Below are 12,014 nucleotides of genomic sequence, written 5' to 3' on the forward strand. Positions count from 1 at the left end.
AAAAGCCATGCTTGCGGCTGTGCGCGCCTTGAAAACCAATCAAAGCAATTGACGTCGCCCTGTTTTTCATGTGGAACCGGAGCAAATGGACGAGGACAATGAGCAGCACGACAAAACAAAATAATCTACATGAGAAAGCGGAGCTGATCCGCGAACTTCTCGGTTCGAAAGTCGTGGTGCTTGTTGGGCTGATGGGAGCTGGGAAATCGACCGTCGGACGTAAAGCCGCGGCCTTGCTTGGCCTGCCGTTTCGCGATGCCGATACGGAGATCGAAGCGGTTTCCCGGATGAGCATTCCTGAATTGTTCGAAGCTTATGGCGAGGTCGAGTTCCGTGATCTCGAACGTCGCGTCATCATGCGCCTGCTCGAAGACGGGCCGATGGTTCTGGCAACCGGCGGCGGAGCCTATATGAACGCTGAAACACGCGCGGCAATCGGTCGTGCAGGCGTTTCCATCTGGCTTAATGCGGAAATCGATATTCTGATGGAGCGCGTATCGCGCCGCCAGAACCGTCCGCTGCTGAAAAACAGCGATCCGCGCGGTGTTATGCTGCGGCTGATGAACGAGCGTTATCCCGTCTATGCGCTGGCCGATCTCCAGCTCATGACCCGTGACGACAAGAAGGAAGTGATCGCTACCGAACTGCTCGATGTTCTGGCCGGTCATCTCGAAGGTTTAGAGGCTTGATGGCTGTTCGGTAGAAAGAACCGCCGATGTCCTCGTTGCATGATATTGGAGACTACGCATGAACGCGCCTTCCACCGCCCAGGATGTTACGACTGTTCCCGTGTCGCTTGGCGACCGCTCCTACGACATTCTGATCGGCAAGGGGCTGGTTGATCGTGTGGGCGAGGAAGTGGCAAGGCGTCTGAAAGGCGTGCGTGTAGCGGTGGTGACAGACGAAAATGTCGCCAAGGCGCATCTCGAGCGTCTGACAGCAAGCTTCGCCAAGGCCGGTATCGATGTTACGCCGGTGATTGTTACGCCGGGTGAGAAGTCCAAATCCTTCGGTACACTTGAAACCGTCACCAATGCCGTGCTGGCGGCGCGCCTGGAGCGTGGCGATGCGGTCGTGGCGTTCGGCGGCGGTGTGGTTGGCGATCTTTCGGGCTTCGTCGCCGGTATCGTGCGGCGCGGCATGAATTTCGTGCAGATGCCGACCTCGCTCCTGTCGCAGGTGGATTCCTCGGTCGGTGGCAAGACCGGGATCAACACCGCACATGGCAAGAACCTCGTCGGCGTGTTCTATCAGCCACAGCTGGTTCTGGCCGATACGGAAGTTCTCGACACGCTGAGCCCGCGTGAGTTCCGGGCCGGTTATGCCGAAGTTGCGAAATATGGCCTGATTGACCGCCCGGACTTCTTCGAATGGCTGGAGCAGAACTGGCAGGAGGTTTTTTCCGGCGGCGCGGCGCGGACGGAAGCCATCGCTGAATCCTGTCGTTGCAAGGCGGCTGTCGTTGCGCGCGACGAGCGCGAAACCGGCGACCGTGCGCTGCTCAATCTCGGCCATACGTTTGGCCATGCGCTGGAAACCGCAACGGGCTACGATTCGAGCCGTCTCGTGCATGGCGAAGGTGTCGCTATCGGCATGGCGCTGGCCCATCGCTTTTCGGTCAAGATGAATCTCAGCGGCGTCGAGGATGCGGAGCGCGTCGAAGCGCATCTGAAGACCGTCGGCCTGCCATACAGCTTGTCGGATGTGCCGGGCGGATTGCCATCGGCGGAAAAACTGATGGATTATATTGCGCAGGACAAGAAAGTGGCGCGCGGTGCGCTCACCTTCATCCTGACGCGTGGCATCGGGCAGTCCTTCATTGCCAAGGACGTGCCGCCGGCAGCCGTGCTGGAATTCTTGAAAGACCGTCTGGAAACGAAATAATACCAGTCTCGGTAAGTTTGACTCATTGAGACTTGGTTAAGCCAGTGCGGCGATTGAGCAACTTCAGGGCGTGATGCGTCAGCATCCTAGCGCCCTGCCATAAGAGGACAGGGCGAATGACTTTCGAGCTTTGGGTTATGTGCGGCATCATCCTGCTCTGTGTTATTCTTTCTGGTTTCTTTTCGGGTTCTGAAACAGCGCTGACGGCAGCGTCGCGTGCCCGTATGCTCACGCTCGAGCACAATGGCGACGAGCGTGCAGGCGTCGTCCAGCGTCTTATCGGGCGACGAGACCGGCTGATCGGTGTACTTCTGATCGGCAACAACCTCGCCAATATTCTGGCGTCCTCGATTGCCACCAGCATTTTCCTCAACCTGTTCGGCGATGCGGGCGTCGCCTATGCCACGCTGGCAATGACGGTCATTCTGGTGATCTTTGCGGAAGTGCTGCCGAAGTCATGGGCAATTTCGGGACCGGACCGGTTTTCGCTGGCCGTTGCGCGCAGCGTGTCGCTGGTGGTGCTGATCCTTGGGCCGGTTTCCGCTGCCGTGAACTGGATCGTGCGTGTGATTCTCAAGGTTTGCGGCATCAATCTTGCCGCTGGTCGCTCCATGCTGAGCCCGCAGGAAGAACTGCGCGGCGCGGTCGAGGTTTTGCATCGCGACAAGTCGCTCATCAAGGAAGATCGCGATCAGTTGGGTGGCCTGCTCGACCTCAAGGAACTGGAAGTCAGCGACGTGATGGTGCACCGGACATCGATGGGCACCGTCAATGCTGATGCTCCGGCGGATGAAATCGTGCGTGATATTCTGGCCAGCCCGCACACGCGCATGCCGCTCTGGCGCGACGATATCGACAATATTGTCGGCATCATTCACACCAAGGACCTGTTGCGTGCGCTTTACGACGTGGACAATGATTTTACGCGCATCGATATCATGAAGGTCGCGCGCAAACCGTGGTTCGTGCCCGACACGACGACATTGCAGGACCAGCTCGACGCTTTTCTCCGCCGCAAGGCGCACATCGCCATCGTTGTCGATGAATATGGCGACGTGCAAGGCTTGGTGACGCTTGAGGATATTCTGGAAGAAATCGTCGGCGATATTGCCGACGAGCACGATATCGAAATCCAGGGCGTTCGCCTGCAGCCGGACGGTTCGGTGATCGTCGACGGCTCGCTGCCGATTCGCGATATCAACCGTGCCCTTGACTGGTCTTTACCCGATGAGGAGGCAACCACGATTGCCGGTCTGGTCATTCATGAGACCCAGACCATTCCGGAAGTGAAGCAGGCTTTCACCTTTTACGGGAAGCGTTTTTCCGTTCTGAAGAAGGAAAAGAACCGTCTGACGCGGTTGCGTATCGTACCGCTCGATGCTGATGGAAAGCCGACCCCGATTGTCGCGGCTTTGCCCCGCTGACAGCTTCGCAGCAGCAGATTTTCACCTAAATCCTTGTTTCTGAACATTTTAATCTTGGATGAAAGCAGCTTTCTCATGAAAGCCGCAGTCTGAGTTGCTTTGCGTTTTCGCATTTAATGCCTGTAGCCTAATATTTAATATCAAGTAATGATAATAATAATAAAAAGGTTTCAATATCAATTTCCTCTAATATAGATTGGATGCAACCAATGGTTACTTAAAATATTTCAGTTGAAATTATTGATAAGATAGGTTTTTATACAAATGTATTGCATCTATAAGTTCATATACGGGCGTATTTCGCCTGTTAATGATGGTTTATGTTCTGATACGAAAACTACGGAGAATTTCGCCTGCGAAATGCTTTATAAAGAGAGATATAAAATCTTGGTCTATTCGTACTTGCACTAGATTCTATACTGGGATTTCTTTTCTCCGCAAAGTTCGGTCTATCTAGTCCATACAGCAAAGGCGCCCGAAAGGGCGCCTTGCATGTTTTGAGATTCATGACTTTGACCCGGTTTAGCGCCGCGTCGCTTCGCCGGGGGCTGAAGGTTCCAGCGCCAGCGCATGGACGCCGCTATCGAGCTCGTCCTTCAAAAGGGCATTGATGGCGCGGTGACGCTCGATGCGACTCATCTTGGCAAAGGCGTCGGCAACGATGCGGATGCGGAAATGTGTTTCGCCGGTACCGTCATAGACCTCATGATGGCCGCGCTCCTCGTGGTGATGTCCGGCGTGGAGGTGGCTTTCATTAATGACTTCAAGCCGTTCGGGAGCGAAAGCCGTGGTCAGTTTCGCTTCCATCGCGCTTTGTTTGCTATTGTGAATGGACATTTGGACCACTTCTCCCCATATAGACGCTGTGCCTCATATAACGTTGCTTCGGCAGCAAAAGGTGGGGCAAATCCGCACAGGAAAGCAACCTGCTTCAAAATTTCGCCCAGTTAAAATGGCTCAAAGCCAGACCGGACGAAATGTCAATTCTTGTTCAGCAACTGATAATCCGCATAATTCGATTCGATGACAACGAACTCAAAATTTTTCGACAGTATCCGTATCAAGCCCAAGAAGACCGCGGAAGCGAAGGCTTCGGGGCCTTGCTGCCAGTGGGACGGATGTGACAAGCCAGGCACGCACCGCGCGCCTGTCGGACGCATGCGCGAAGGCGAATATTTCCGCTTCTGTGTTGATCACGTGCGGGAATATAACAAGAATTTCAATTACTTCTCTGGCCTGTCCGATGGCGACATCGCGAAATTCCAGAAGGATGCGATCACGGGCCATCGCCCGACCTGGTCGACGACAGCGAACTCTACCGCCAAGCCGCGCACGTCGCCGGACATGGCGAAGATGCGTTCCGGTTCGGCCTCCTATCACAACCGCATCCGCGATCCCTTCAACCTTTTCAAGGAAGCCAAGGGACATGCGCCGGGCCAGAAAGCGCAGCGCAAGCCGCGTACACTGGAAATAAAGGCGCTGGCGACGCTCGGTCTTGAACCAAATTCGACTGGCGATAAGATCAAGGCGCGTTATAAAGAGCTGGTAAAGCAGCACCATCCGGATGCAAATGGTGGTGATCGCGGATCGGAAGAAAGATTTCGCGACGTTATTCAGGCTTATCAATTGCTCAAGCAGGCAGGTTTTTGCTAAAGCCTGTTTGGGCCTGACAGGCTGACTATGGGAGTTGTCGCTACAACTCCGACGGACATTCTTCTGCCGCGCAATTGCGCGGGCGCAAGCACGGATGCCCGCAACGAATTACGGAAGGGGCATACCGTCCGGCTCGCCGGAAAAACATGCCCACGGGTGAAAGTTGCCGGTCGGTAGCTTGCCGGTATTAATTCGCGGCCGGTCGCTGCCTGCCGCTCTGGAGGCATGATGAACAAGGTTGAGCGGGATATAGCCAATTTGCCGGATACGACGGTTTCGGTGCGCGAAGTGTTCGGAATCGATTCCGACATGACGGTGCCAGCCTATGCGGCAGGCGATTCCTATGTGCCGGAGCTTGATCCGGATTATCTTTTCGACCGTCAGACGACGCTCGCGATCCTTGCAGGCTTTGCCTATAACCGTCGTGTGATGGTTTCCGGTTATCACGGCACCGGCAAGTCGACCCACATCGAGCAGGTCGCAGCCCGCCTCAACTGGCCTTGCGTCCGCGTCAACCTCGACAGCCATGTCAGCCGTATCGATCTCGTCGGCAAGGATGCCATCGTCGTGAAGGATGGCGTGCAGGTCACCGAATTCAAGGACGGTATTCTTCCCTGGGCCTATCAGCACAATGTGGCGCTGGTGTTCGACGAATATGATGCCGGTCGTCCGGACGTGATGTTCGTTATCCAGCGCGTTCTGGAATCCTCCGGCCGCCTGACGCTCCTCGACCAGAGCCGCGTCATCCGTCCGCATCCGGCCTTCCGCCTGTTCGCGACCGCCAACACCGTTGGCCTCGGCGATACGACCGGCCTTTATCACGGCACCCAGCAGATCAACCAGGCGCAGATGGATCGTTGGTCCATCGTGACGACGCTGAACTATCTGCCGCACGACAATGAAGTGAACATCGTTCTTGCCAAGGCCAAGCATTATCAGAATGCCGAAGGCCGTGAGATCGTGAACAAGATGGTGCGCGTGGCCGACATGACCCGTCAGGCCTTCATCAATGGCGATCTTTCGACCGTCATGAGCCCGCGTACGGTCATCACCTGGTCCGAAAATGCCGCGATCTTCAACGATGTCGGCTTTGCCTTCCGCCTGACCTTCCTCAACAAGTGCGACGAACTGGAACGCCCGATCGTGGCCGAGTTCTATCAGCGCGCTTTCGGCGTTGAACTGCCGGAATCGGCAGCCAATATCGTTCTCGCTTGATGCGGAAGAAGCCTGCCGCCTGATCATATCCGGCGGCAGTGCACTGTCTGATGCGGGGGCGATGAGCTTCGCCCTTGCTTGAAAGCGAAGTCAGGATAGGCATATGTCGGGCCAGAAGTCAGGAATAGGCGATAATTCGCGCGAGCGTAAACCGGGACCGGTGGATTCCGAACCGTTCAAGCGCGCTCTAACGGCTTGCGTCCGCGCCATTTCCGGCGAGCACGAGCTGGAAGTGGCGTTCACCAACGACCGTCCGGCCTTGAGCGCCAATCGCGCCCGTCTTCCCGACCTGCCGAAGCGCCCGACTGCGCACGATATCGCCGTCACACGCGGCCTCGGTGATTCCATGGCGCTCCGTCAGGCGCGTCACAATCCACGCATTCACGCGGCACTTGCCCCGGAAGGAAAGCAGGCGCGTGCTATTTACGATGCTGTGGAGCAGGCGCGCGTGGAAGCCATCGGCGCCCGCGCCATGGCCGGCATGGCGGATAATCTTTCCACCATGCTTGCGGACAAATATTCGAAAGCCAATTTCTCTGCCGTCACCGCCAAGGAAGACGCGCCGCTCGAGGAAGCTGTGTCGCTTCTGCTGCGTGAAAAACTGACCGGACGGGCCGCACCTGCGGAAGCCGGACAGGTGCTGGAACTGTGGCGCGACTGGATCGAGCAGAAGGCTGCCGCCGATATCGCACGGCTTGGCGACGATCTCGAAGACCAGCAGGCTTTTGCGCGCACGGTGCGTGACATGCTCGCCTCCATGGATATGGCGGAAGAGCTGTCGCAGGAAGAACCGAGCGACGAGGAAGAGCAGAACGACGAGCAGACGCCTGATTCCGACGAGAACGAGGAAGGCGGCGACGAGAGCCAGGAAGGTTCCGATTCCGCTGAAAGCGAGGAATCCGACAGTTCGAGCGATGAAGGCGAGCAGGGCGAAATGGATGCCGCCGATGCTTCTGCCGACGACATGGACGACAGCGATGATATCGACGCGGAAACGCCGGGTGATACGCGTCGTCCGAACCAGCCTTTCGCCAATTTTGCCGAGCATGTCGACTACAAGGTCTTCACGCGCGAGTTCGACGAAGAGGTCGAGGCGACCGATCTTTGCGACGAGGCGGAACTCGACCGTCTGCGCGGCTTCCTCGACAAGCAGCTTGCCAATCTGCAGGGTGTGGTGGGTCGTCTGGCCAACCGCCTTCAGCGCCGCCTGATGGCGCAGCAGAATCGTTCCTGGGATTTCGATCTGGAAGAGGGCTATCTCGATTCGGCCCGTCTGGTGCGTATCGTCATCGATCCGACGCAGCCGCTTTCCTACAAGCAGGAGCGCGATACGGATTTCCGCGATACGGTCGTGACGCTGGTGCTGGACAATTCCGGCTCCATGCGTGGTCGTCCGATCACGGTTGCCGCGACCTGCGCGGATATTCTGGCTCGCACGCTGGAGCGTTGCGGCGTGAAGGTGGAAATTCTGGGCTTCACCACCAAGGCGTGGAAGGGCGGTCAGTCGCGCGAAGCGTGGCTTGGACGTGGCAAGCCTGCCAATCCGGGTCGCCTCAATGATCTGCGCCACATCGTCTACAAGAGCGCCGATGCGCCTTGGCGTCGTTCACGGCGCAATCTCGGCCTGATGATGCGCGAAGGCCTGCTCAAGGAAAACATCGACGGCGAGGCGCTGATCTGGGCGCATCAGCGGCTGCTGGCGCGTCCTGAACAGCGCAAGATCCTGATGATGATTTCGGATGGCGCGCCGGTCGACGACTCGACGCTTTCCGTCAATCCCGGCAACTATCTCGAGCGTCACCTGCGCGCCGTGATAGAGGAAATCGAAACGCGCTCGCCGGTGGAACTGATTGCAATCGGCATCGGCCATGATGTCACGCGCTATTATCAGCGTGCCGTCACCATCGTTGACGCGGAAGAGCTGGCTGGCGCCATGACGGAGCAGCTTGCTTCGCTGTTCGAGGAGCAGGGCGCTGCGGCGTCGGGCAAGGGCAGACGGCGAGCCGGTCGACGATAGAATATCGGTCAAAGAAAAGGGCGCCTGAAGCGCCCTTTTTTCATGCCTGCTGTTTGGTTGCAGCCAGAACGATTTCGCGTATGCAGACACCCTGTGGCTGCTCATAGGCATAGAGAATGGCGCGAGCCACATCGTCGGACGAAAGCACAGGCGCGCCCATTTCCTTTTTCCATTCTTCGTAACCGGCCTTGATACCGGCGTCGCTGGTGTGGCTCAGAAGTTCGGTTTCCACGGCACCGGGCGCAATCGTCACGACACGGACATTGTGCGGGGAAAGTTCCTCGCGCAGATTTTCCGACATGCCATGCACGGCGAACTTGGTGCCGACATAGGCGACATGATTGGCGAAGGTCTTGCGGCCAGCCACCGAACTGATGTTGATGATGGTTCCGTGCTTGCGCGCGACCATCCCGCCAGCCACGGCGTGAATGCCATTAAGGAGGCCCTTGACGTTTACTTCCAGCATCCGGTCCCACTCATCCGGGTTCTGTCTGGTTACTTCGCCGAGCAACATCACACCGGCATTGTTGACGATAGCGTCGGCGGGACCAAACTTTGCTTCGGCTTCCTGAACGGCGGCCAAAAGTGCCTTGCGGTCGGTAACGTCAACCGATTTGCAGAGCGTGTTCGGCAGGTTGAGCTTTTCCATCGCGTCCAGCCGGCGTGCCAGAAGCAGCAGCGGGTGACCACGTTGTGCAAGCATTTTTGCAGTGGCAAGGCCAATGCCCGAACTAGCACCAGTGACGATTACGAGCGGAAGCTTTTCCTTGTTAAAAGACATCTAATCAATCCTAATCTAAATATAAATATAGTCACGTTGGAGCGTGAAAGCTGATGCTCGAATAAATTCAAGCGATTTTTGCTTTCTTCACGTGATATAGATACCCGTCTCGATAAAGAAAGACCGCAGGCAAAACCTGCGGTCGATCGAATATCGGTTCATATAAGACGTATTTATTGCGGAAAACCTGTTTCCGTTGCCTTCAACAGATCGAGATTTCTGGAAATGGTATCAGCCGGCGTTTGTCCGGTTTGGCGCGTAAAGCGTCGGAGCGAAGACCGCCAGGATGGCACCATAGGGAATCAGCATCAGCGTTCCCATGATGACCTTCACGAAGAAGTCGCCGAAAGCCAGCGACGCCCATAGCGGCACGCCGAGGCCGAGGAAGGATGCCGGTTCGGCAAGGGACGAATCGGGCATGCCGGTCAGCTTGTCGATCCAGGCGAAACCGGCTGCGAAGGCAATCGAGAAGAACAGGATCGTATCGAGCACAGAGCCGAACATGGCTGCCGCAAAGGGGGCTTTCCACCAGGTCTTGCGACGCAGGCGGTCGAAAACGGTAATGTCCATCAGCTGCGCGAGAAGGAAGGCGGAACCGGAGGCAATGGCGATACGCGGGGTCGCGAGCCAGATCGACATGATGACACCAAGCACGAAACCGGCATAGACGACCTTGCGCGCGGCGGCAGGGCCGAAGCGGCGATTCGTCAGGTCATTGACCAGAAAGGCGATGGGGTAGGTAAAGGCGCCGTAGGTCAGCACTTCACCGAGGCCGAAATGCTGGAACGGATACTGGACAAGTATGTTCGACGCGGCAACCGCCACGCACATTGCCAGTATCGCAGGCATAAGCCGGGAATAAGAAGGTGTCTCGATTGACATTTTTTTATCCTGGGTGATGGAACCAGCAAAAAAGGCCGACAGAAGCCGGCCTTTTTTGTCGAAATTTTTGGCCGGAAACTTAGGCAGCGACTGCTGCTTCAGCCTGCTTCTTTGCGATCTGACGCTTCAGCAGGCGAGCGCGCTGCGAGAGTTCCTTGTCGTCAGACTTGACGAGGAACGCATCAAGACCGCCGCGATGTTCAACCGAACGCAGAGCGTTGGCGGAAACGCGCAGGCGATAGCTCTGGCCGAGCGTTTCGGACATCAGCGTAACATTGCAGAGGTTCGGCAGAAAGCGGCGACGCGTCTTGTTGTTCGCGTGGCTGACATTGTTGCCGTACTGGACCGACTTGCCGGTCAATTCACAAGCGCGGGACATTTTGGTCTCACCTTCAATTACGTTCTTTTCAGGCCCCGACCCGAATGTCCGAATTCAAGCAATCAACGCAGTTTGATGCTGCTGGCGCGCGATCTCGGACAGGCGGCCTATTGGGAAAGTCGCGTTTCTATAGTGACAGCAGCCGTTGCAGTCAAGTGAGATTCCGTATCCATCGCGCAAAGACGCGGTTTTCCGGCTTTCGCACGGTCTTCACGAAAGCTTGCGATCATAACTTCGCCAGTTTTGCTTGGCTTACACAGATACTGTATCGAAGAATCCCACGCAACTTTGTGGCGTTCCAATGTGGTTGAAAACCATCAGGGGACGACCAGGCGAAAACAAGTCGCAAGATTGGATAAAGCGAATTTGCTTTGAGTTTTTGTCTTTACGCATGTCTTTATCGGAAAACGCTCCCCCTTTTCCACGACGTGCTTTAGCGAAAGGAATGCGCGCATGATCGAACCGTCGCATAAGTTAAAGCCCGTCTGGCACCGGCTGGCGCATGGTGGTGTGTTGGCCTTCGCGGGCCTGATCTTTGCGGGATCAATGATTGCAGGCGGACCGGCCAGGGCCAATGATCTTTATCGAACCGAATACGATATTTCCATTTTCGGGCTTTCGATTGCAAAGTCCGCCATGGAAACCACGGTTAATGGCGCAAATTACAACCTCAACGGCCGCTTTTTGACTTCCGGTCTGGCGCGGGTGTTCGACAATACGGACGGCACCGTGCACGTTACCGGCAGCACTGTCAGCGGCAAGGTCGTGCCGAAGAGCTTCGATCTCGCTTACAAGCATGGCCGCAAGAACAAGAGCACCACGATCCGCTTTGCCAATGGCAATGTCGTCTCGGCAGAAAACCAGCCTCCGGTGAAAAAGCGTGATCCATGGGTGGAAACATCGCCGCAGGACCTTCTCAATGTCAGCGATCCGCTGAGCGCGCTCATGATACCTGCAAAGAACGGTCGGGCAGTCTGCGACCGTTCGCTGAGCGTGTTTGACGGGCAGACCCGCGCGGAGATCAAGCTTTCCTTCAACGGCACCGAATCGTTTACGACCGATGGCTTCACCGGCGAATCGGTCATCTGCTCTGCAAAGTTTGTTCCGATTTCGGGATATCAGAAGGGCAAGAAGGCTATCGATTATCTGAGCAATCGCAGCCGGATGACGATTTCCTTCGCATCGCTCGGCAATTCGGGCATCTATGCGCCCGTCGTGGCCCGAATCGGGACGCAGATCGGCACGCTCAAGATCCAAGCCACCCGTTTTTCCAAGGTAAACTGACCGGCGGTCAGAATTCAATGCTTCGGATGCACGCATTCCTCATGGTTGCCGAGGATTTCGATCACGCGGCACTGGTCGATGCGGCCATGGGCGGTGCATTCCAGCATGCGCTGCAATTCCGTTTTCAGTGACAGCAGTTTTGCGATGCGGTGTTCGACATCGCTCAAGCGTGCGCGTGCAATAGCGTCGGCTGCCGCACAGGACTGGTCGGGATTATCCTGAAGATCAAGTAGAGTGCGGATGGCATCCACCTCAAAACCCAGATCGCGTGCATGGCGGATGAAAAGCAGCCGCTGGACATCCTGCCCGTCATAGAGGCGGCGATTGCCGTCGCTGCGCGGTGGTGAGGGCAAGAGGCCGATCTGCTCGTAATAGCGAATTGTCGGCACTTTGACGCCGCTCGCTTTCGATGCTTCGCCGATCGATACATTCATGATCATTTTCCGCTTGCTCCTCTAGTCACTAGAGGATGTAGACCTTGCTCAAGACAATTCA

13 protein-coding genes are annotated in these 12,014 nt (G+C 56.5%); 8 read left to right on the forward strand and 5 right to left on the reverse strand.

The window, feature by feature from the left end; genetic code table 11:
* Window positions 1-98: 98 nt before the first annotated feature.
* From HWX93_RS03780 to HWX93_RS03790, 3 genes are all read left to right on the forward strand, one after another.
* Window positions 99-689 carry a shikimate kinase gene (locus HWX93_RS03780; RefSeq protein WP_176036550.1) on the forward strand — a complete coding sequence of 197 codons (591 nt, stop codon included), beginning with the start codon at window positions 99-101 and terminating at the stop codon, window positions 687-689.
* 58 nt (window positions 690-747) lie between these two features.
* Entirely contained in the window at window positions 748-1,884 is a 1,137-nt protein-coding gene (gene aroB / locus HWX93_RS03785; RefSeq protein WP_176036551.1) for a 3-dehydroquinate synthase, read from the forward strand.
* Between the two features lie 116 nt (window positions 1,885-2,000).
* Window positions 2,001-3,308 (forward strand): HlyC/CorC family transporter, encoded by a 1,308-nt coding sequence (locus HWX93_RS03790; protein WP_176036552.1) that lies wholly within the window; start codon window positions 2,001-2,003, stop codon window positions 3,306-3,308.
* A 522-nt stretch (window positions 3,309-3,830) separates the two neighbouring features.
* Here HWX93_RS03790 and HWX93_RS03795 read toward each other — a convergent pair.
* Complete coding sequence (locus HWX93_RS03795; RefSeq protein ID WP_109986966.1) at window positions 3,831-4,145, reverse strand: BolA family protein; 315 nt, start codon at window positions 4,143-4,145, stop codon at window positions 3,831-3,833.
* Between HWX93_RS03795 and HWX93_RS23200 the strand changes: the two genes are divergently transcribed.
* The 4 genes from HWX93_RS23200 (at window position 4,138) to cobT (ending at window position 8,193) form a co-directional block, all read left to right on the forward strand.
* Window positions 4,138-4,335, forward strand: coding sequence for a hypothetical protein (locus HWX93_RS23200; RefSeq protein ID WP_109987167.1), 198 nt, complete (start codon window positions 4,138-4,140; stop codon window positions 4,333-4,335). The genes HWX93_RS03795 and HWX93_RS23200 overlap by 8 nt on opposite strands.
* A complete protein-coding gene (locus tag HWX93_RS03800; RefSeq protein WP_109986965.1) occupies window positions 4,332-4,961 on the forward strand; it encodes a J domain-containing protein in 630 nt (209 codons plus the stop codon). The genes HWX93_RS23200 and HWX93_RS03800 overlap by 4 nt, the downstream gene beginning before the upstream one ends.
* Before the next feature lie 228 nt (window positions 4,962-5,189).
* The gene (gene cobS, locus HWX93_RS03805) at window positions 5,190-6,176 is read left to right on the forward strand and encodes a cobaltochelatase subunit CobS (RefSeq protein ID WP_061344554.1); all 987 of its coding nucleotides are present in this window, start codon (window positions 5,190-5,192) and stop codon (window positions 6,174-6,176) included.
* Window positions 6,177-6,279: 103 nt separating this feature from the next.
* Complete coding sequence (gene cobT / locus HWX93_RS03810) at window positions 6,280-8,193, forward strand: cobaltochelatase subunit CobT (protein WP_109986964.1); 1,914 nt, start codon at window positions 6,280-6,282, stop codon at window positions 8,191-8,193.
* Window positions 8,194-8,233: 40 nt separating this feature from the next.
* Here cobT and HWX93_RS03815 read toward each other — a convergent pair whose 3' ends face one another.
* The 3 genes from HWX93_RS03815 to rpmB form a co-directional block, all read right to left on the reverse strand.
* Window positions 8,234-8,974, reverse strand: coding sequence for an SDR family oxidoreductase (locus tag HWX93_RS03815; RefSeq protein WP_109986963.1), 741 nt, complete (start codon window positions 8,972-8,974; stop codon window positions 8,234-8,236).
* A gap of 231 nt (window positions 8,975-9,205) precedes the next feature.
* Complete coding sequence (locus HWX93_RS03820) at window positions 9,206-9,856, reverse strand: queuosine precursor transporter (RefSeq protein ID WP_176036553.1); 651 nt, start codon at window positions 9,854-9,856, stop codon at window positions 9,206-9,208.
* A gap of 79 nt (window positions 9,857-9,935) precedes the next feature.
* A complete protein-coding gene (gene rpmB, locus HWX93_RS03825) occupies window positions 9,936-10,235 on the reverse strand; it encodes a 50S ribosomal protein L28 (RefSeq protein WP_010657607.1) in 300 nt (99 codons plus the stop codon).
* A gap of 453 nt (window positions 10,236-10,688) precedes the next feature.
* Here rpmB and HWX93_RS03830 point away from each other — a divergent pair, with 453 nt between their 5' ends.
* The gene (locus HWX93_RS03830) at window positions 10,689-11,519 is read left to right on the forward strand and encodes a DUF3108 domain-containing protein (RefSeq protein WP_109986962.1); all 831 of its coding nucleotides are present in this window, start codon (window positions 10,689-10,691) and stop codon (window positions 11,517-11,519) included.
* Window positions 11,520-11,533: 14 nt separating this feature from the next.
* Here the strand turns inward: HWX93_RS03830 and HWX93_RS03835 are convergent, their stop codons facing one another.
* Entirely contained in the window at window positions 11,534-11,959 is a 426-nt protein-coding gene (locus tag HWX93_RS03835) for a MerR family transcriptional regulator (RefSeq protein ID WP_109986961.1), read from the reverse strand.
* Window positions 11,960-12,014: the final 55 nt, after the last annotated feature.

Source organism: Brucella tritici, assembly GCF_902825325.1.
Lineage (GTDB): Bacteria > Pseudomonadota > Alphaproteobacteria > Rhizobiales > Rhizobiaceae > Brucella.

Bases quoted from the DNA above. Each gene is read 5' to 3' on its own strand.
- HWX93_RS03830 (WP_109986962.1), top strand. From the start codon at position 10,689: ATGATCGAACCGTCGCATAAGTTAAAGCCCGTCTGGCACCGGCTGGCG.
- HWX93_RS03795 (WP_109986966.1), bottom strand. From the start codon at position 4,145: ATGTCCATTCACAATAGCAAACAAAGCGCGATGGAAGCGAAACTGACC.
- HWX93_RS03815 (WP_109986963.1), bottom strand. From the start codon at position 8,974: ATGTCTTTTAACAAGGAAAAGCTTCCGCTCGTAATCGTCACTGGTGCT.
- HWX93_RS03835 (WP_109986961.1), bottom strand. From the start codon at position 11,959: ATGATCATGAATGTATCGATCGGCGAAGCATCGAAAGCGAGCGGCGTC.
- HWX93_RS23200 (WP_109987167.1), top strand. From the start codon at position 4,138: ATGGACATTTGGACCACTTCTCCCCATATAGACGCTGTGCCTCATATA.
- HWX93_RS03780 (WP_176036550.1), top strand. From the start codon at position 99: ATGAGCAGCACGACAAAACAAAATAATCTACATGAGAAAGCGGAGCTG.
- HWX93_RS03790 (WP_176036552.1), top strand. From the start codon at position 2,001: ATGACTTTCGAGCTTTGGGTTATGTGCGGCATCATCCTGCTCTGTGTT.
- rpmB (WP_010657607.1), bottom strand. From the start codon at position 10,235: ATGTCCCGCGCTTGTGAATTGACCGGCAAGTCGGTCCAGTACGGCAAC.
- HWX93_RS03800 (WP_109986965.1), top strand. From the start codon at position 4,332: ATGACAACGAACTCAAAATTTTTCGACAGTATCCGTATCAAGCCCAAG.
- cobS (WP_061344554.1), top strand. From the start codon at position 5,190: ATGAACAAGGTTGAGCGGGATATAGCCAATTTGCCGGATACGACGGTT.
- cobT (WP_109986964.1), top strand. From the start codon at position 6,280: ATGTCGGGCCAGAAGTCAGGAATAGGCGATAATTCGCGCGAGCGTAAA.
- HWX93_RS03820 (WP_176036553.1), bottom strand. From the start codon at position 9,856: ATGTCAATCGAGACACCTTCTTATTCCCGGCTTATGCCTGCGATACTG.
- aroB (WP_176036551.1), top strand. From the start codon at position 748: ATGAACGCGCCTTCCACCGCCCAGGATGTTACGACTGTTCCCGTGTCG.